This is a genomic window from Stecheria intestinalis (assembly GCF_009696165.1).
GTDB classification, from domain to species: Bacteria; Bacillota_I; Bacilli_A; order Erysipelotrichales; family Erysipelotrichaceae; genus Bulleidia; species Bulleidia intestinalis.
The window spans coordinates 1-18,905 of the sequence record NZ_VUMN01000043.1; the positions used below are offsets into that span (position 1 = coordinate 1).

At 52.3% G+C, this 18,905-nt stretch carries 16 protein-coding genes and 1 tRNA gene; 3 read left to right on the forward strand and 14 right to left on the reverse strand.

All coding sequences use genetic code 11. The features are described 5' to 3' along the window. Positions 1-128 precede the first annotated feature (128 nt). From FYJ51_RS12385 to murG, 9 genes are all read right to left on the reverse strand, one after another. The gene (locus tag FYJ51_RS12385) at positions 129-1,631 is read right to left on the reverse strand and encodes a helicase HerA-like domain-containing protein (RefSeq protein ID WP_154505900.1); all 1,503 of its coding nucleotides are present in this window, start codon (positions 1,629-1,631) and stop codon (positions 129-131) included. A gap of 15 nt (positions 1,632-1,646) precedes the next feature. Further along, positions 1,647-2,921, reverse strand: a complete 1,275-nt coding sequence (locus FYJ51_RS12390; RefSeq protein ID WP_154505901.1) for a galactokinase — start codon at positions 2,919-2,921, stop codon at positions 1,647-1,649. A gap of 7 nt (positions 2,922-2,928) precedes the next feature. Further along, complete coding sequence (rnc, locus tag FYJ51_RS12395; RefSeq protein WP_105303814.1) at positions 2,929-3,609, reverse strand: ribonuclease III; 681 nt, start codon at positions 3,607-3,609, stop codon at positions 2,929-2,931. Positions 3,610-3,621: 12 nt separating this feature from the next. Beyond that, positions 3,622-5,637 (reverse strand): ATP-dependent DNA helicase RecG, encoded by a 2,016-nt coding sequence (gene recG, locus FYJ51_RS12400; protein WP_154505902.1) that lies wholly within the window; start codon positions 5,635-5,637, stop codon positions 3,622-3,624. 64 nt (positions 5,638-5,701) lie between these two features. Next, a complete protein-coding gene (locus FYJ51_RS12405; RefSeq protein ID WP_154505903.1) occupies positions 5,702-7,330 on the reverse strand; it encodes a DAK2 domain-containing protein in 1,629 nt (542 codons plus the stop codon). Between the two features lie 19 nt (positions 7,331-7,349). Beyond that, the gene (locus FYJ51_RS12410; RefSeq protein ID WP_105303817.1) at positions 7,350-7,709 is read right to left on the reverse strand and encodes an Asp23/Gls24 family envelope stress response protein; all 360 of its coding nucleotides are present in this window, start codon (positions 7,707-7,709) and stop codon (positions 7,350-7,352) included. 61 nt (positions 7,710-7,770) lie between these two features. Then, positions 7,771-8,895 carry a cell division protein FtsQ/DivIB gene (locus tag FYJ51_RS12415; protein WP_154505904.1) on the reverse strand — a complete coding sequence of 375 codons (1,125 nt, stop codon included), beginning with the start codon at positions 8,893-8,895 and terminating at the stop codon, positions 7,771-7,773. After that, the gene (gene murB, locus FYJ51_RS12420; RefSeq protein WP_154505905.1) at positions 8,889-9,782 is read right to left on the reverse strand and encodes a UDP-N-acetylmuramate dehydrogenase; all 894 of its coding nucleotides are present in this window, start codon (positions 9,780-9,782) and stop codon (positions 8,889-8,891) included. The genes FYJ51_RS12415 and murB overlap by 7 nt, the downstream gene beginning before the upstream one ends. Continuing rightward, positions 9,766-10,851 carry an undecaprenyldiphospho-muramoylpentapeptide beta-N-acetylglucosaminyltransferase gene (murG, locus tag FYJ51_RS12425; RefSeq protein WP_205946330.1) on the reverse strand — a complete coding sequence of 362 codons (1,086 nt, stop codon included), beginning with the start codon at positions 10,849-10,851 and terminating at the stop codon, positions 9,766-9,768. Before murG ends, murB begins: the two co-directional genes overlap by 17 nt. A gap of 75 nt (positions 10,852-10,926) precedes the next feature. Between murG and FYJ51_RS12430 the strand changes: the two genes are divergently transcribed. The 3 genes from FYJ51_RS12430 to FYJ51_RS12440 all read left to right on the forward strand — a co-directional run bounded on the left by FYJ51_RS12430 (position 10,927) and on the right by FYJ51_RS12440 (position 13,337). Next, entirely contained in the window at positions 10,927-12,177 is a 1,251-nt protein-coding gene (locus FYJ51_RS12430) for a glycoside hydrolase family 43 protein (protein ID WP_205946331.1), read from the forward strand. Further along, positions 12,174-13,106: a GNAT family N-acetyltransferase gene (locus tag FYJ51_RS12435; protein WP_205946332.1), complete on the forward strand. Its 933-nt coding sequence runs from the start codon at positions 12,174-12,176 to the stop codon at positions 13,104-13,106. Before FYJ51_RS12430 ends, FYJ51_RS12435 begins: the two co-directional genes overlap by 4 nt. 78 nt (positions 13,107-13,184) lie before the next feature. Further along, positions 13,185-13,337 (forward strand): hypothetical protein, encoded by a 153-nt coding sequence (locus tag FYJ51_RS12440; RefSeq protein WP_154505909.1) that lies wholly within the window; start codon positions 13,185-13,187, stop codon positions 13,335-13,337. Positions 13,338-13,416: 79 nt separating this feature from the next. On the opposite strand, the gene yihA is transcribed toward FYJ51_RS12440, so the two are convergent. The 5 genes from yihA to FYJ51_RS12465 all read right to left on the reverse strand — a co-directional run bounded on the left by yihA (position 13,417) and on the right by FYJ51_RS12465 (position 18,712). Next, on the reverse strand, positions 13,417-13,995 hold the full coding sequence (gene yihA / locus FYJ51_RS12445) for a ribosome biogenesis GTP-binding protein YihA/YsxC (protein WP_154505910.1): 579 nt from the start codon (positions 13,993-13,995) through the stop codon (positions 13,417-13,419). A gap of 1 nt (position 13,996) precedes the next feature. Continuing rightward, on the reverse strand, positions 13,997-16,312 hold the full coding sequence (gene lon, locus FYJ51_RS12450; protein ID WP_154505911.1) for an endopeptidase La: 2,316 nt from the start codon (positions 16,310-16,312) through the stop codon (positions 13,997-13,999). Between the two features lie 97 nt (positions 16,313-16,409). Continuing rightward, a complete protein-coding gene (gene tig, locus FYJ51_RS12455) occupies positions 16,410-17,753 on the reverse strand; it encodes a trigger factor (RefSeq protein ID WP_154505912.1) in 1,344 nt (447 codons plus the stop codon). Positions 17,754-17,885: 132 nt separating this feature from the next. Then, complete coding sequence (locus FYJ51_RS12460) at positions 17,886-18,590, reverse strand: DUF3196 domain-containing protein (RefSeq protein WP_154505913.1); 705 nt, start codon at positions 18,588-18,590, stop codon at positions 17,886-17,888. Positions 18,591-18,635: 45 nt separating this feature from the next. Next, positions 18,636-18,712 (reverse strand) — tRNA-Arg (locus tag FYJ51_RS12465). Positions 18,713-18,905: the final 193 nt, after the last annotated feature.

The window sequence follows — 18,905 nt, forward strand, 5'->3', positions numbered from 1 at the left end:
TATCATTTCAGGCAGAAAATCCATAGAAAAGAGACCGGAATTACTTCAGAACCGGTCTCTCACTATTCCTTGTCACACACAGCTTGCGATAACTTCGTAAAACTTGCGTTCAGTTTTTCAATTCACCGCTATTTCAGAAGGCCTTTGAGGAATTTCTTCGCACTGCGGATGCCGATGTTCATCGCCTCATTCTCAAGGCGGTTTCTGGCTTTCCTGGCCAGACGATCGCCCCATTCCTTCTGTTCTTTTTCTTTTTTCAGGGCTTCACGCTCTTCCTGGCGCTGTCTTTGTTCTTCGAGCTTAGCCTGTTTCTTATTCTCTTCTTCTTCCTGCTTTTTCTGTTCTTCCTCTGCTTTCAAGCCATCCATGGCCTCATAAGCAGAAGCGGGATCGAAGGATTTCTCATACTTCCCGTAGATGCTATCGCGTTCGATGCAGTTTCGGATTGCGTCCTGAGCAGCCATTGCCATGGAAGAGCGCGGCGGCAGGATCTTCGTCTTCTGTACGATTGTCGGTGCGCCTTCTTCATCGAGCACCGAAACCAGGGCAGTACCAGTCTTCATCGAAGTGATCTCGGAAGCCGCATCCAGATCCGGATTCGGCCGGAACGATTCTGCCGCGATCTTTGCCTGCTTGAATTCAGCAGGCGTATATGCCCTCAGGCTATGCTGAATGCGATGAGAAAGCTGAGACATGACCGTATCCGGAATATCTGCCGGACTCTGGCTGATGAAGAAGACGCCGACCCCTTTGGAACGGATCAGCTTCACCGTCTGTTCAATCCGGGTCATCAGTGCCTTCGGCGCATGATCGAACAGCAGATGTGCTTCATCAAAGAAGAAGACCAGCTTCGGCTTATCGAGATCCCCGACTTCCGGCAGATTCTCATACAGCTTAGACAGCATCCAGAAGAGCACCATCGAATACAGCAGCGGATGCTGGAACAGCTTCTGGCATTCGAGGATGTTCATGACACCCTTTCCGCCTTCCGTCATCATCCAGTCCTCAAGATTCAGCTCAGGCATTCCGAAGAAGGATTCTGCTCCTTCCTGCTCCAGCTGCAGCAGTTTTCTCTGAATCGCGCCTGCTGACTGCTTCGAGACATTTCCGTATTTCACGGTATAGTCTTTCGCATGCTCGCCGACATAAGCGGTCATAGCCTGAAGATCCTTGAGATCGATGAGATCGAGATTCATCTCTTCTGCAGCTTTGAAGACGATGCTGAGCACGCCTTCCTGCGCATCGGAAAGATCCAGGATGCGGCTGAGCAGCAGCGGTCCCATATTCTGAACAGCAGCTCTTACCGGATGTCCCTGTTCGCCATACACATCAAAGAAATGCACCGGATAGCTGCAGCAGTAATTCTCTGCAGAAACCTGCATATCCGTGAGTCTGCCGCTGATCCCTTCTGCATTTCCCGGCACGATCATGCCGGTCAGATCGCCTTTCACATCGGCGATGAATGTCGGCACGCCGAGATCTGACAATGATTCTGCGATGACTTTCAATGTGACAGTCTTGCCAGTGCCGCTGGCGCCTGCAATCATGCCATGCCGGTTCATCTGTCCCGGCAGGAGATAAACACTCTCTTCGCCAGCTTTTCCCAGCAGGATCCGATCCCCCTCTAGCATATTCCTGCTCCTTTTCTAGATCAGCCGATAGCCGCCGGCATTGCGGATTCTGAGACAGTAGCATGCTCCTGCTCCGAAGGCTTCTTCCATGGCATTCACATAGGTTTCAACCAGACCTTCCGGAACAAATGCCTGGATGGTACCGGCAAAGCCGCCGCCATGAACCCGCCATGCTCCTCTGCCTTCCAGAAGCTGCTGGCTCAGCGCAAGACCGATCGAGAGAGACTGATGCTGAGGATCTGATGAAGCATATACATTCTGCAGGTATTCAAAGGAACTGTTGCCCGAATCGATGACCAGCTTCAGGAACGACTCCATACAATTGCCTTCGAGTGCTCTCACTTCATCCTGAACCCGTTCGGTTTCCTTCAGGAAATGATAAGCTCGAAGCCATGCCCGATCACCGCATTGCTTCCGGACTTCCTGTGTCTTTTTCAGAAACTCCCCCAGCGATACTCTGCTCAGAACCTTCTCGCCGAAAACGCCGGCTGCAGCTTTCATCTCAGATGGAATTCTGGAATATTCATCGCTCAGATCCGCGTGGCTTGCCCGGCAGTCCGTCAGGATGATGCGGAAGCCGCTGTGATCAAAATCAAACGGAACCCGCTCCACTGCCGGAGCGTCTTTATGATGGAAATCAATCGTGATGAAGCCGCCTACAGAACAAGCCATCTGGTCCATCAGACCAGAAGCTTTCCCGAAATACACATTCTCTGCGAACTGGCCCGCTTTTGCCTGTTCTTCCGGAGAGACTTTCCCATCGTTGTAAAGCTCATTCAGGATCTCGGCAATCAGAATCTCAAACGCTGCGGAACTGCTCATGCCGGAACCAGGCAGCACATCCGATTCCGCATAGCACGAGAATCCGCCGATGCCATAGCCCAGCTCATGATATCTTGCCGCGATGCCGCGGATCAGAGATTCAGTCGTATTGACTTCTTCGGCCTTTCTGGACAGATCTTCGAGATCGACCGGCTTCACTTCAAAAGCATCGGAATGATAGGTGATGACCGGCTTTTCTTCCGGGATCACGACCGCTGCCGCATCGAGATCAATGGATGCGGCCAGGACCCGGCCGAGCTGATGATCGGTATGATTGCCGCCGACTTCGGTTCTGCCCGGGGCACTGAACAGATCTGCTTCGCGGTCGCCATAAAGTTCCATCGCTCTTGAAATAAGCTTCAGGTAGCGCTTTTTCTGCGCCTTGACGTGTTCTGCTCCATACAGGAGCTCGAGCTGGTTCTGCAGCAGATCGGAGCTGACTGCTGCCTGCAGTTCACTGAGTTTCATGATCTTTCTACCTCACTAATTTTTCAAACGCATTCTGCGCGGCATTCTGTTCTGCCTGTTTCTTCGAGCTTCCGGTTCCCGTCCCAAGCACCAGTCCGTCAATCACCGCATTCATCGTGAACGTCGGCGCATTGCTCGGACCTTCCTCACTGACTAATTCATAGTGCACGGTCCTCCGGTTGTCTGCCTGCACATATTCCTGAAGCTTCGTCTTGTAGTCCCGGAATACCTTGACGTCTTTCGGATGTCTGATTTCCGGCAGGAATACTTCATTCAGGATATTATCCACCGCATCCATTCCCTGATCGAGATACAGTGCCCCGAGCAGGGCTTCGAACATATCGGCGATGATCGCATCTTTCTCGCGGCCCCCGCTTTTCTCTTCGCCGGATCCAAGCAGCAGGAAATCATTCAGATGCAGTTCGCGGGCATACATGGCAAGTGCTTTCTCACAGACCAGCTGTGCCCTGAGCCTGGTCATCTCGCCTTCGCTTAACGGAGGCTCCAGCGGGAAGATATGAGCCGTGCTCCATAACTGCAGCACCGCATCTCCCATGAACTCCAGGCGTTCATTATCATGATACTTGCGATGTTCGTTGACATAGCTTGTATGCATGAATGCCTGGCGGATCAGATCTTTATTTTCCACTTCGATGCCGCGTTTCCGCAGCCACTCGATACAGTCCATTTCTTTCCTCCTCTAGTCCGCAAACGAAGCATTCTTCTCATTCCGTTTCCGCACGGATTCCAGAAGCGGCACATAATCAGGATTATCCGGATCCATCACAATCTCTGCAGCATCCTTCTTTGCCTGATTCATGATCTTCGTATCTTCCACGAGGTTGCCGAGAATGAAATCCGGTACCCCGCTCTGCCTCGTTCCAAGTATATCACCTGGCCCTCTCAGCCGTAAATCTTCCTGCGCAATCTCAAAGCCGTTATCTGATTTCACCAGGGCATTGAGCCGTTCCAGGGCCTTCTCATCCTTCGACCCGGTCAATAGCCAGCAATATCCCTGGCTGCTTCCGCGCTGCACGCGTCCGCGCAGCTGATGGAGCTGAGACATGCCGAAGCGATCCGCATCGTAGATGATCATGCCCGTCGCATTGACGACATTCATGCCGACTTCGACGACCGTCGTGGAAACTAATACCTGGATCTCATTCTCTGAGAACTGGCGCATGATCTCCTGCTTCTCTTCCGAGTTCATCCGTCCATGCAGGAGACCTACCCGATAGTCCGGTGCAAACAATCTGGAAAGACTTTCCGCAATGTCAGAAACTGCTCTGGCATTGAAATCTTCATTGCGATCCACTGCCGCACAGATCACATAAAGCTGCCTGCCTTCTGCCAGCAGCTTCTTCACATCGCCCAGCACGGAACGGAAGCTGTTCTCCTCAATCAGCTTCGTGATGACCGGCTTTCTGCCTGGAGGCATCGTCTCGATCGTGCTGACTGCCATATCCCCATACAGCACGGACGCCAAGGTCCGTGGAATCGGCGTTGCACTCATCAGCAGGAAATCCACCCTGGTTCCTTTCTCTCTCAGGGCCCGGCGCTGTTCAACCCCGAAGCGCTGCTGCTCATCCGCAACGACAAGTCCGAGCTTCTGAAAAGCAACCTTCTCCTGCAGAAGACTATGCGTGCCGATCAGGATATCGATGGAACCATCTGCTGTATCCTCCAGAACCTGTTCCTTCTCAGCCGGTTTCAGTCCGCTGTACAGCACGCCGACCTTCACCCCGTAAGGAGAAAGCAGCTCATTCAGGGTAGAAGCATGCTGGCGGGCAAGGATTTCCGTCGGAGCAAGCAGCGCTCCCTGAAATCCTGCCGTCACCGTTCCGTACAGCGCAAGGCCGGCAACCAGCGTCTTGCCGCATCCGACATCGCCCTGAACAAGCCGGTACATCAGATGATTGCTTTCCAGATCAGCCAGGATCTCCTGCAGCGCTTTCTCCTGATCCGAAGTCATCGGAAACGGAAGACCGGAGATGACTTTCTTCAGCTTTTCATGATTCACATGCTTAGGCTGCTTATAGGCATCGGAGCCGTTCTCATTCTTCATGAGCTCCACTGCCGTGAAGAAATGCAGAAACTCAGAATATTTGAGCGTCCGGTAGGCTGCCTGCACTTCCGACATGGACTTTGGTTCATGAACCATGCGCAGCGCCAGATCTCTTCTGAGCAGCCGGTATGCCCGCTGATACTGCAGCGGCACATCGTCTTCAATCGGCCCCGATGCTAAGGCATGCTTCACGCATTCACGGATCGTACGCTGGGGAATGCCTGTCCGCGTCGAATAAACCGGAGTGATCGCTTCCTGCTGATCAGCCGGCTTATTATTGTAGGTCATCGCGACGACGGAAGATCTGCCCTGATAGATTCCGGAAACGGTGATCGGCTGATTCTCATACAGAGAAGAAGCCCAGGGACGATTGTAGATCGTCACCTGCAGCACATCGCCTTCCTCGGTCCTGACACTGAATTTCGTGACAGTCTTATTGCGCCCGAACCGCCAGCTGCGGGCAGCTCCGCTCACGAAGCCCGAGAAGGCCACATGGTCCTTTTCATGCCACTCGGAAACGGGGCGCATATTCAGTTCTTCATACCGGAACGGGTAATAGGAAAGAAGGGCATCGCGATCCGCAATGCCCAGACTTTCCAGTGCGCTGATCCGCTTCGGAGTCAGCCTGAGTCTCTGATCATTCAGTTCCATTCCGATTGCTCACTGCTTAATAAGGAGCAGGCTTCCCTGCTCCTGAATACGATCGATTCTGCTGTTACTCAACGCCTACGATGAAGCAGTAGACAGGCTGATCACCCTGCTCGACATCAACATCGACTTCAAAGTGATCTTCAATATACTTCTGTACCTTCTGAACTTCTTCTTCACTGGCGTCCTTGCCGGCAATCAGCGTGACGATCTCGCTGTCCTCATCGCACATCTCAGAGATGAGACGGCATGCCGCATCGACTTTATCGCTGCTGGTCAGACGGATATCCTTGTCGAGGATTCCCATGTAATCCCCGGCTTTGATCTCTCTGCCATCTACCGTCGTATCCTTGATTGCATACGTGACCTGACCGGTCTTCACATGTCCGACCGCATCCATCATCGCGCTCTGGTTTTCCTCCGGATCCGCTTCCGGATTGAAGCTGATGCAGGCACTTAGACCCTGCGGGATCGACTTGGTCGGAAGCACGCGGACATCTCTGCCTTCGCTGACTTCAGCAGCCTGGCTGGCTGCCATGATGATGTTGCTGTTGTTCGGCAGGATGAAGATATGACGCGCATGCACTTTCTCGATTGCCTTGATGAAGTCTTCCGTGGAAGGATTCATCGTCTGGCCTCCGCTGACGATAAAGTCGCAGCGATAGCCCCTGAAGAGCTTCTCCAGTCCTTCGCCGGCACACACGGTGATGATGCCGTATTCCTTCTCCTCAGCATCTTTCTCAGCGGCAGGTTCTTCTTTCGAGGCATTCTCGAGAATGGATTCTCTCGGCTTGCCAAGCGCCAGATTATCAATCTGCACTGCCTGGAATTCGCCAAACCGCTGGCCGAGATTCAGCACTTCGCCCGGCTGAGCCGTATTGACTCTTACCTTGACGAGATCTGCGTCGTTGACGACGGTGATATTCTCGCTGAGCTTGCTCAGAGAATCGCGGAAGCGGTTCTCCTTGAATAGATGAACCCCCTGATCGCTGAGCTTCAGAATGAATTCCGTCACATAGCCGCTTGCTCCGATTTCTTCGGAACCATTCTTCTTTCTGGCCGACTCATCTTCAATCGGAGCACCATCGAGGTATGCCTTGAATCCGTCGAAGATCGCTAAGAGACCGCTTCCTCCGGAGTCCACGACTCTGGCTTCTTTCAGAATCGGCAGCAGTTCCGGCGTCCGATCCAGAGAAGCACGCGCCTCTTTGCAGAGAATCTCCATATACTCTTCAATCGTCGCTTCCGGATGATCCTTCACGTAGAGGTCTGCCATATCGGAAGACTCTCTGACAACGGTCAGAATCGTTCCTTCCACCGGTCTCATGACTGCTTTGTAAGCAAGCATCGCGCCATTGAGCATCGCTGCAGCAAAAGCCTTCGTATCAAGTTCGTGACTCTCGCCGACACTCTGATAGAAGCCCCGGAAAATCTGCGAAAGGATGACACCGGAATTTCCTCTGGCGCCCATGAGAAGACCTCTCTGCAGCGTCTTGGCTACTACCGGCAGATCCTCGCTGCCGCTCTTGTTCACTTCATTGATGCCATTGGTGAACGTGAGACTCATATTCGTTCCGGTATCGCCATCCGGTACCGGGAACACATTGAGTGCATCTACTTCTTTTCTGCGGTTATTCAGGTTGCTGCAGCCGCTCATCAGCATGCCTCTGAATACCTTGCCGTCAATCTTATTCATCTCGCCTGTCAAGCCTCCGTCACTCGATTACCTGAACGCCCTGAACAAAGACGTTGACAGCCGCAATCTCTTCGGAAAGAGATTTCTCCAGCACATACTTGACTTTCTTCTGAGCTTCCTGCACTACTTCGGAGATCTTGACTCCGAAGCTCACGATAATATATAGGTCAATCTCAAGGCCGCTGTCAGTACGTCTGACGACAACACCCTTCGTGTAGTTTTCTTTTCCGAGCAGTTCAGCCCAGCCATCTCTGACAAGCTTGCGGGATGCCATGCCTACTACTCCATAGCATTCGGTAATAACTCCGCCAGCCAGGGAGGCAACTGCTTCTTCTGACACATTGATATTCCCGTAATTCGTCTTTCTTTCGACTGTCATGGTCTTTCAAGCTCCTTAGCGCCATTAATTATATTAAACTTACTCATCTTTCTCAACTGCCTCACCCGTTCGTATCGCCGGAAGAATCCGCAGAATCCGACGAAGTACCGGAACTGTCCGTGCTTTCCTCAGAGGATGTGCTGTTCTCATCCGGGATCACCAGCGTGCCGGAATCATAATAGCCGGCCAGGTAATGATCCAGGAAATCAGGATCTTCGACATCATTGCCATTTTCATCGATTGGAATCACGATCTTATTTCCGGACGCATCGAGATAATAGCCATCGGAGCTCTGGTAGTAATGCTTGACCGCCTTGTCGCCCCATTTGTCGTAGATGTAGTTGCCATCGGAATCCGTCCAGTATTCCCGTTCCGTCACAGTTTCATTCCATGGGCATGCCCGTTCGACCGCAACCTGATTGCCATCGCTGTCTGCTTCATAGGCATACAGGCAGCGGCTCTGATCTTTCATATTCTGATAGATCTCTTCATAGCTGTTCAGTGTCGAAAGGCTGTAATAATCCGCAAAGAAATACCCGCCGGTGCGCATCAGCACTTCAATGGCTTCATCTGTATAGCCAAGATCATACTGATTCACCTCGGCCATGCTTTCGATCGTGCTGCGGTCCAGCTTCTGGAATGCCTGGGTCAGCAGATGATTCTGCTGTTCTTCCGTGAACCCGCTGATATACGGAACTCTGGAAAGGATTGACATGTATTCGCTCTTCAGCTCGCACGTGCTCCCATCCGAAAACACCAGCATCGGCTTATCTTCATTGTACCGGTATCCGATCGGCTCTTTCTCCGTGATCGTGATCGAGACGAGATTGTTCGTCTCCAGCTTCACGGAAGCTGTTTCAATGACCGGATCGCTCAGCAGTCTGCTTTCAACCTGCTTAGGAATGACAAAGTAGTAAATCGATTTCTCCGTGACTCCCGAAAGCGTGCTGACGTAGTCCCTGCTCAGAAAATCTGCCCCTCTCACCGCGATGACCTCAACTCTGGAAACCGGGTTCAGGAAATAGAGCAGCCCGAGCAGAAACAATGCCAGGACCAGAGCGGCCCGGAACAGAATCGGCTTTGCTTTCGCGAATTCCTCATTGTCCCGGTTCACCGCCCGCTCCTGAAACAGCGAATCGACCGAAGTCTCATCCGGCTGCATGGTGTTCTTCTTCGGGTCTACCAATTGAATTTCTCCACTTCCATATGCAGGCTGATGCCGTACTTCTCCTTGACGAGCTTCTGGATCTCTTCCGTGAGAGCCAGGAAGTCTTCGGCTCTGGCATGGCCGTCATTGACGATGAAATTCACATGCTTCTCGGAAACCTGGGCATCCCCGATCCGATGTCCGCGGTAGCCGATGCCTTCAATCAGCTTCCAGGCCGGAACGTCAGCCGGATTGCGGAACACGGAACCTGCACTCGGACGATCCAGCGGCTGCGAAGCCATTCTTCTCTCCCGGCNGGAATCCATAAGGGCCCTGATTTCATCCGGATCCCGTTTCTCCAAATTCAGACGGATCGCAATGACGATCCAGTCCGGATGCGACTGGAAGACGCTCGTCCGGTATCCGAACCCGCATTCGCCTTTCGGAACCCATTCGAACTTCCCGTCCCGGTAGACGAACACGCTGTCGATCACATCGCTCATCGAACTGCGGTATGCCCCTGCATTCATGAAAGTGACGCCGCCGACGGAACCAGGAATGCCGCTGGCGAATTCCAGTCCGCTCAGTCCTGCTTTCATCGCCGCATAGGCAACCGCGATGATCGAGCAGCCTGCCTGGGCGACAACCGACGTATCGACGATATAGAAGTCATTGAATTTTTCCAGACGGATGATGACGCCGTCATAGTCTTTATCCGAACACAGCAGATTCGAACCTTTGCCGATCAGCTTGAACGGCAGATGGTTCTTCCGGATGATCCGGATCAGGCTGTCCAGGCTCACGGAATCATCGGGATAAGCGACATACTTTGCCTTTCCGCCGATTCTGAGCGTGGTCATGGAAGAAAGCGGAACACCGGTTTCCACCGCAGCTACCTTCTTCAGCTGTTCAAGCATTGTTTCCATGGTCCGCAAGCTCCTTTACCCATTCATACATCTTTTCCGCCGCATCCGGCGTGCCCATCGCTTTCGCATTGGCTGCTAAGTTCTGACGTTCTTCCTGATTCTTCATAAGCCGGTTCACCGTACTGGCAAGCACATCGGCATTCAGGTCTTTTTCCTCGATCATGACAGCCGCATGGTGTCTGACCAGTTCCTCAGCATTATGAACCTGATGGTTATTGGGCACATAAGGACTCGGAATCAGAATCGCTGCCGTCCCGATGGCCGAGATCTCAGCTAACGTCGTTGCTCCGGCCCGGGTGATCGCGAGATCTGCTTCTTTCAGCATCGCCCTGCCGTCAATATACGGAAGAATATGAATCCGTTTTCCCTGGGAGCGGAAGGTATAGTCATTCGACTTTCCGGCCGCAATGAGCACCTGGAAGGAATCATCGAACTTCGCACAGGCCTGATCGAGAACCTCGGAGACTGAACTGCTGCCAAGGCTTCCCATCATGCACACCACCATCGGAATTCCTGGTTCCAGGCCATACTCCTTCAGCAGTTCTGGTTTCCCCGGAGCTGCTGCGGCTGCGGAAGCTTCGGGGTTTCCGTAGAGCCTGGTCTTTCCTTCCGGGAATTCCTTCAGGCTGGAAGGATAGACTGCTTCAATCGCATCTGCGATTCTGCTGAGATACAGATTGGCTTTGCCAGCTGAGGAATTCTGTTCGCTGATCATCGTCGGGATGCCGAGCTTATGCGCGGCCCGGATCAGGGGAACAGAAATATAATTACCGAACCCGATGCATACTTCCGGCTGGAATTCCTTCAGCATCTTCCGGCAGGAACGTTCTGCTTTCTGCAGCGAAATCAGCGACTTCACCTTGGCCAGAATACCGCCGTTCATGCCGCTCATCGTCATCCCGGCAAAGGCGTATCCGGCTGCCGGAATGACCTGTGCTTCCATGCGGTTGTCTGAACCGAAGAAGCGGATCTCGCATTCCGGGCAGTTCTTTCTGATCGTATCGGCAAGCGCCAGCGCCGGGTAGATATGTCCGCCCGTTCCGCCGGTTGCTATCATCACTCGTTTCATAGGCAAGATTTTATCACATCTGCAGGCATTCGATACGGGAAACAGAACGGTGTAGAATACAGGAGTATGAAACACATGAAGATGATTGCTTTCATCCTTGCTGCTTCGTGTCTCTGCACGGGCTGCTCCCCTTTGCCTTCTCATGGCAGCGTGCCCTCGGAGCAGACTGCAGAGATCAGTACCTTTGCTTCTTCGGAAGAAACTTCGCTCGAAGAGCAGCTGGACTATTTTCTCAATGACGGGATGTCCTTGCCGGCTCAGGATGAATCCGGCAATGTGATCGAATGGTCAGTTGCGTCCGGCCATGCTGAGATCACGGAGAATACGCTGAAGAAAACAGAGGATGCGGAAGAATATGAATCCATTGTGCTGAAGGCTGAGATTCCGGCTCTGGATGAATCCTATGAGCTTGAAAGGCTGCTGCTGGATGCGTATTCGGCTTATGTGATCTCCTATTTCACTTCGGAAGGATCGGATCCCGAAACGCTGAAACTTGCCTATACGTTTGACTGCAAGTACTGGTTCAAGATCAATAACGACAATCCGATCTTGAAACCTTCGAAGGGAACGAAGCGTCTGAGAGACCCTTCCCTGGTGAGGAAAAAGGACGGTTCGTTCGCCCTGCTTGCGACCCAGGGCTATGATACGGATTCCATCTATGTCTATGACACTGAAAACCTCGGCCAATATACGAATGAACGTCTTCTGAAACTCAATGCTTCGTCCGAAGAGCAGATGATGAGTGAGAAACAGGCCTGGGCCCCGGAAGGATTCTATGATTGGATGCGGGATGCATACGTGCTGATCTGGTCCAGCAAGGAAGATGGCGGCATGTACTTCAGCACGTCTTCCGATCTGACTGCAGTATCCTATCCTTCCGTACTGATGAGTCCGGGCTATCCGGTCATCGACGGCACCATGGTCAGAGATGGATCGGAATGGGTCATGCTCTACAAAGATGAAAGCGAACCGATGGAAGATCATTCTCAGCTATTCCGGGCAGTGAGCAGCGATGGCTGGGAGAATCTCGGGACATTTGACGGGCCGATCTATGACCGCCATCAGGTGGAAGGACCGATGATCATGAAGGCCCTGAATGGCGAAGGCTGGTATGTGGTATGCGATGATTACACGAGAGGTGCCTACAAAGTGCTCTTCACGGAAGATATTGCGCACGGGACATTTGAAGAGGTTGATGATGCGGATCTGATGATTCCGCTGGAAGCCCCTGCCCACGGATCGGCGATTGCGATCACATGGAACGAATTGCAGCGGCTTCTCGAAGTATATCCGGATGCACTGAACAATCAGGAGGATGGACAATGAAACTGGATCTTGATGACCTGCTGAATGCAGCAGAACAGAAGCAGGAAACTGACAGAATGGTGTTCTGGTATCCGGAAAACCGGATCCTGCTGCTGGATGAACATGATCAGCCCGCCGATGATCTCGGCGAAGAGCTGAACCCGGACGATTATGAAGTACTTCCGGACTGGGAAGATCTCAATCGCTACCAGCTCATGGAAGACTTTGCTGACCGGCAGCCTGATGGCGAAGTAAAGAACTGGCTGCAGAATGCGATCAAGGGACATGGCGCATTCCGCCGGTTCCGTTCCGTCATCGAGCGCTTCGGCCTGCAGGATGAGTGGTACGACTTTGAAGAAGAAGCGGAATACCTGCATGCGGCAGAATGGTGCCAGGCTCATCATCTCGATTATGAAGAGGTTCCCGGCATTCCTGATCTAAGCATGGCGGTCCATGCGGAAAAGAAGAAGGAACCACAGAAGCCGGAAATCCGCATCACGCGCCTCTCCAGCCGCAATGCGATGCAGATCATCTATCTGCTGCATGAACTGCGGGCGGAAGAAGCAAAGCATCGCAATCTGACTTCTCCGGATCTGGAAGACAATCAGAATGAACTGGAAGACACCGCGGATACCGCTTTGATCTATGCGGCCAGCGATCATGGTGCGTATATCGGCTTCCTGATGGTGCAGTCTGCCTCAAAGGTCGTCCAGGCTTTCTTTGTGAAGAAGGATAAGCACGGTCAAGGTATCGGCGAGCAGCTGCTTTCTGCATATCAGAAGGACTTTCCGGAGTCTGATCTGAAATTTGAAGTGCTCCCCTGCGATAGTGAACTGATCGCCTTCCTGATCGCTCATGGATACGGCACCATTTCCACGATTGAACTGCATCATGACCGCGAGGAGCAGAGCAATTCCTGGAGCGATGGAACTCATACGTTCCATTTCTGAGCTTTCTGCTTGCGGGCGGATCCTTTTTCCGGTATACTCTATCCAGCTCTAGTAAGGAGAGATAGAAAGGATCATTGCATGAATACAAATGATATGGCTGCCATTCATCTGGTAGACTATCAGACGGATTCTGCTGTGGTTCATGAATACATGTCATCCGCTGACTTCCAGGCACTTGCCGAGATGGAAGCTTCCGGCCGGATTATCATTCTGAATCACCGCAGCCTCTGATGGATCACGCGCTGAGCAATTGTCCGGCGCGTTTTTTTTTACAGAAAAAGACTTCCCCTTTGCGGAGAAGTCATCTGTTTCAGATCATATGGCTGATGATATTCCAGACTTCCTCTATTCCTGTTTTCGAGGTGGAAGATACTGCAATCTCCTGCTCTGGCAGAAGACCCGTCGCATTGCGGATATTCTTCAGAGCATTGATCTGCTGATTGCGGCTCAGCTTATCTGCCTTGACACAGGCAGCGAGAGCCGGAAGATCAGACTGCCTTGCAAAACTCAGCATCTCCAGGTCATCGCTGTTCGGTATTCTGCGGATGTCGAGCACCAGGATCATGCCCTTCAGGTTCTTCCGGTGATCGAAATACGGATCGAGCAAGGCCGCAAAGTTCTTCACGGACATCGTTCCGCCTTTGGCATAGCCGTAGCCAGGCGAATCAGTGAAGACAACCTGGTGATCCACTTCATAGAAGTTCAGAAGCACGGTCTTGCCAGGCGTCTTGCCGACATAGGCAGCATTTCTCCGGTTGATCAGCGCATTGATCAAGCTGCTCTTGCCGGCGTTGGAACGCCCTGCGAAGATGATCTCCGGCAGGCTGGAGTCCGGCCACTGATCCTCGTTGGCTGCGGTGGCGAGAAGCTGGACTTCATGGTACTGCATGCTAGCGGACCATGGCTTCCTTCAGAACCTGAGACATATTCTCAACCGGAACATAGGTCATCTTCTCGCGGACGGCTGCCGGGACTTCATCGAGGTCTCTCACATTGCCCTTCGGGAAGATGATCTTCGAGATGCCAGCCCGGTTTGCTGCAAGGCTCTTCTCACGAAGACCGCCGATCGGCAGCACATTGCCGCGCAGCGTCACTTCTCCCGTCATCGCGAGATCGCTGTACACCGGCGTATTGGTCAGAGCGGATACCAGAGCAGTGGTCAGGGTCACTCCGGCAGAAGGACCATCCTTCGGCACAGCTCCTTCCGGTACATGGATATGAATGTCATGCTTGGAAAAGAACGACGGATCGATCTTCAGTTCCTTGGCATGGGCTTTGACATAGTCCAGGGCAATTTCCGCAGACTCTTTCATGACATCTCCGAGCTTGCCGGTCAGCACGAGGGCGCCCTTGCCGTCGAAGAAGTTTACTTCGATCTGCAGCACATCGCCGCCGAATGACGTATAAGCAAGACCGGTCACAACGCCGACCCGGTTCTGCTTCTCTTTGACCCCGTAATCGAAGATATCCTTGCCGAGCCATTCATGAATCAGCTTCTCGGTGATGGTCACGGACTTCTTTCCATCCTTGAGAATCGCGAGAACCGTCTTTCTGCAGAGACTTGCAATCACCCGTTCCAGCTGACGCACGCCTGCTTCTCTCGTGTAGTGGCGGATCAGGTACAGAATCTCCTTCTCCTTCAGATGGAACTGCGCAGGCTTCAGACCATTGGCCTTGATCTGCTTCGGAATCAGATGCTCTACGGCAATATGAACCTTGTCAACTTCCGTATAGGAAGGCAGTTCGATGATTTCAAGACGATCCTGCAGCGGGGCCGGGATATTGTCGAGATAGTTTGCAGTCGCGATGAACATGACCTTAGAGAGATCATAAGGCTCTTCCAGGTAATGATCGCTGAAGAACTGGTTCTGTTCCGGATCCAGCACTTCGAGCAGCGCATCGCTCGGATCGCCCTTGTAATCCGCTCCCATCTTGTCGATTTCATCGATCAGGAAGACCGGATTGATCACCTGGGCACGCTTCATGCCCTGGATCACACGGCCCGGCAGAGCTCCGAGATACGTTCTGCGATGACCTCTGATTTCTGCTTCATCTCTCACTCCGCCAAGACTCATCTTCACGAACTTGCGGTCAAGCGCTCTTGAAATCGATTTTGCAAGACTCGTCTTGCCGACTCCCGGAGGACCGACCAGGCAGAGGATCGGCGCATTCAGATTGCCGGTCATCTCCTTGACGGCCAGATATTCCATGATGCGGTCCTTGACCTTATCAAGTCCGTAATGATCTTCATCGAGAACCTTGCGGACCTCTTTCAGATCGCTGCTGTCTTCGGTTTCCTGCCACCACGGAACTTTCAGCAGCCAGTCGAGATACGTTCTCTCAACGCTTGCTTCTCCGCTTCCCGGCGGCAGCATCTCATAGCGCTGCAGCTCTTCTCTTGCCTTCTGCTTCACATGATCCGGATACGGATTCTTCTCGATCATCTCGCGCAGCTGCGTCGTATCATCGGTGACATTCGACACATCGCCGAGCTCTTCCTTGATGGCCTTGAGCTTTTCGCGCAGGAAGTACTCCTTCTGGCTCTCATCAATGCGTTCCTTGACTTTATCATTGATGTTTGCCTCGATCTGCGAGAAGCGCTGCTGCTTTTCCAGCTCAGCGATGATCATGACCATGCGCTCATTGACATCGACCGTCTCAAGCAGCTTCTGTTTTGCCGCCGTATCCAGCGGAAAATACTGGGCAAACTGATCTGTCAGCGTGATGGCTGAAACGCCTTTGGAAAGCTGCGATACGATATCCGAAGGGAAGGCGCTCGAGAGGTTGCTCACTTTCTCGAATTCCGAGATGATGCGCTTGACGAGCGCCATCTCCTCCATGTGATTTCCTTCGACTTCTTCCAGCGGCTGGATCGTCGCCATCATAATGTCATTGCTGTCTTCCAGGTTCAGCAGCTCAGCCCGCTTCATGCCAGTGAACGTCACCCGCATGAATCCTTCCTTGCGGCGGACAATCTTGATCTTGCTGAGTGTACCGACACGATAGAGATTCTGTTCTGAAGGATTATCAACCATAATGTCGTTCTGGCAGACAATCCAAACCATGGAATCATAGGAAGCACTTGCTTCATTGACCGCGTTGATGCTCTTCTGGCGGCCGACCTCGATCATCACATCCTGGCCCGGGAACACGACAACACCGCGCGTGCACACTACCGGAACCCTGATACTGACCTCTTTGCTCATAGTGTGTTCCTCCTTTTAAGAGAGGGAATGAACCCCCTGCTGATAAAATAAGACGCATCGAAAGCGTCTTATTGGTTCGTATTGCTGATAGCCGGAATTACTCAGCTGCAGAAGCGTCTTTTCCTTCCTCTGCTGCAGGAGCTTCCGTTTCCGGTTCTCTGACTTCCGGAGCACCGTTAGCATTCTTCTTCACGAAACGGAATGCCTTGTCTTCTCTGAGCTGATCCTGAACCGCTGCTTTGCTGATCGCAGCCTTCACACGATCAACAGACAGACCGTACTGTGCAGCAATATCGCTGAATTCCTTCTCAATTTCCGCATCCGTCGGCTCGAGCTTTTCAGCCTTGGCAACAGCATCCAGAGCAAGTCTGGTCTTGACTGTCTTGCGGCTTTCCTCCTCGTAGTCCTTCTTCAGCTGATCGAGCGTCTTTCCCATCATGGACAGATAGCTTTCCAGCTTCATGCCATACTGCTGAACCTGAGCAGCAATCTGGTTGATGCGGCCGTTGACCTCATCTTCAACCATGACATCAGGAATCTCAACTTCCGTCTTTGCAAGCAGCTGATCAAGAAGATCGTTATCTCCCTTGTCCTCAGCAGACTGCTTCTTCTGGTTTTCGAGACGCTCGCGGACCATCTTCTTCAGATCTTCAGCAGTCTCAACGCCCTTCGCATTGACATCCTTCGCAAAGTCATCATCCACTTCCGGCAGAACCTTGTGCTTGACTTCATTGACCTTGACCTTGAAGACGACATCCTGGCCAGCCAGATCCTTAGAATGGTAGTCTTCCGGGAACTTCAGATTCAGTTCCTTCTCATCGCCGGCCTTCACGCCGACCAGCTGATCCTCGAAGCCCGGGATGAAGCTGCCGGAGCCGAGCTCCAGATTGTAGTTCTCAGCCTTGCCGCCATCAAACNGAACGCCATCCTTGAAGCCTTCATAGTTGATATCAACTGTATCGCCGTTCTCTGCTTCACCATCCTTGGTTTCCATATCTGCGAAGTTCTCGCGCATACGGTCGATTTCCTTGTTGAATTCCTCTTCGCTGACAGAAGTATCATCCATGTGGTAATCCAGACCCTTATAATCGGATACCGTAGCTTCCGGCTTCACAGCAAATTCAAATACGACGACAACCTTCTCCGGATCGATGGAACGCAGATCCAGCGTCGGCTGGGAAATCGGCTCCAGCTTCTGCTCATCCAGGGCAGCCTTCAGCCATGCATTGGCATTGTCATTGACTGCTTCCAGCTCGCGGTCGCGCTCCGGAATCGCATGCTCCAGAAGCTTCTTCGGAACCTGGCCCTTGCGGAAGCCATTCATGGTTACATTTTTTCCGAGTTTGCTGAATGCTTTCTCGACATCCTTCTTCCATTCGTCACCCTCGATGGTAACGACCAGTTCACCTGTTGATTTTTCTTTTAATGTCCACTCTGACATGTTGCTCAAGAACTCCTTTTCTTTCAAACGTTCTCAGTATATCAAAAACAGAATTGATCCGCCACGGATAAGATCACGATTTCTGTGCGATTGTTCAGCCTTTTTCAGCGCAATCCCCAGCTCTCTGTCCTCTCAGGCACACGTCTTCTTCCTGATCTGATAGGAATCGTATACCTTCTCAAGTTCCGCTTTGTCAGCTGTATCACCTAAGAGATCCGCAGCCTGGCAGGCAGCCTCATACGCTGCCCCCCCTGCTTCTTCTTTCTCATAGCTGAGCGGCAGATTCATATAAGCATCATGAACCAGCACGCTTTTCGCTGTTTCAAGAAGCGAAGGATTGCGGCTCACCCATTGTTTCAGAAGAGCCAGTGCTTCCAGAAATCCAGGACTGCGCGTAACCGGCGTCACCGCATCAGGCCAGAAGGTATATTCGACACCATCTTTCGTATAGACGAATTCGTCGCCGATTTCCTGTTCTGCCAGCGCTTCGATCAGGAGGGCGGCAGCTTCCGGATATGGTTCATGGCTCAGATACTCCCGGATCTCTTCGGTGCAGGTCCGCAGATTGCGATCATGAAGACGGGACGCTGCGGCAAGCTGGGCCTCCGGTTTCCCCTTCAGCATGCTTAGCAGCACTTCCAGCGGCTCTTCTTCGGGTCCCTGGCTGTCTTCACAGGCATAACGGAGATCTTTCTGGAGCGCATGGAACTGTGCTTCCGCATCTTCGGGAATATAAGGCATGGACAGCTCCCGTTTCAGCAGGAACTTCGCATCTTCATACCGATGTTCTTCGATGGCATTTCTGATCTCCGTGATGATCTCTTCGTAATAACCCATTGATCTCCTTAAACAGCAAATACCGCCATGCGGCGGTATCTGTTATGGTGTCCACGGTGAGATTCGAACTCGCGACCGTCCGCTTAGAAGGCGGGTGCTCTATCCAGCTGAGCTACGTGGACAGCACTTAGGATTGTAACAGAGAGTCCTCAATTATTCAAGCCCCGGATTATACTCCATGTGCGAAAACTCAATTGCAGAAGTGAACGCAAGGGATCTGTTGCATTAACTTAATCGAAACAGAAACCATGATGCTGTTGCAATCAGTTGCTTTGATTCCGAATAATGATTTCAGGTCAGGTATAGCCGATGAAA

Bases quoted from the DNA above. Each gene is read 5' to 3' on its own strand.
- lon (WP_154505911.1), bottom strand. From the start codon at position 16,312: ATGAGCAAAGAGGTCAGTATCAGGGTTCCGGTAGTGTGCACGCGCGGT.
- FYJ51_RS12390 (WP_154505901.1), bottom strand. From the start codon at position 2,921: ATGAAACTCAGTGAACTGCAGGCAGCAGTCAGCTCCGATCTGCTGCAG.
- FYJ51_RS12440 (WP_154505909.1), top strand. From the start codon at position 13,185: ATGAATACAAATGATATGGCTGCCATTCATCTGGTAGACTATCAGACG.
- FYJ51_RS12410 (WP_105303817.1), bottom strand. From the start codon at position 7,709: ATGACAGTCGAAAGAAAGACGAATTACGGGAATATCAATGTGTCAGAA.
- FYJ51_RS12435 (WP_205946332.1), top strand. From the start codon at position 12,174: ATGAAACTGGATCTTGATGACCTGCTGAATGCAGCAGAACAGAAGCAG.
- FYJ51_RS12405 (WP_154505903.1), bottom strand. From the start codon at position 7,330: ATGAATAAGATTGACGGCAAGGTATTCAGAGGCATGCTGATGAGCGGC.
- FYJ51_RS12430 (WP_205946331.1), top strand. From the start codon at position 10,927: ATGAAGATGATTGCTTTCATCCTTGCTGCTTCGTGTCTCTGCACGGGC.
- FYJ51_RS12385 (WP_154505900.1), bottom strand. From the start codon at position 1,631: ATGCTAGAGGGGGATCGGATCCTGCTGGGAAAAGCTGGCGAAGAGAGT.
- recG (WP_154505902.1), bottom strand. From the start codon at position 5,637: ATGGAACTGAATGATCAGAGACTCAGGCTGACTCCGAAGCGGATCAGC.
- FYJ51_RS12460 (WP_154505913.1), bottom strand. From the start codon at position 18,590: ATGGGTTATTACGAAGAGATCATCACGGAGATCAGAAATGCCATCGAA.
- murG (WP_205946330.1), bottom strand. From the start codon at position 10,851: ATGAAACGAGTGATGATAGCAACCGGCGGAACGGGCGGACATATCTAC.
- yihA (WP_154505910.1), bottom strand. From the start codon at position 13,995: ATGCAGTACCATGAAGTCCAGCTTCTCGCCACCGCAGCCAACGAGGAT.
- rnc (WP_105303814.1), bottom strand. From the start codon at position 3,609: ATGGACTGTATCGAGTGGCTGCGGAAACGCGGCATCGAAGTGGAAAAT.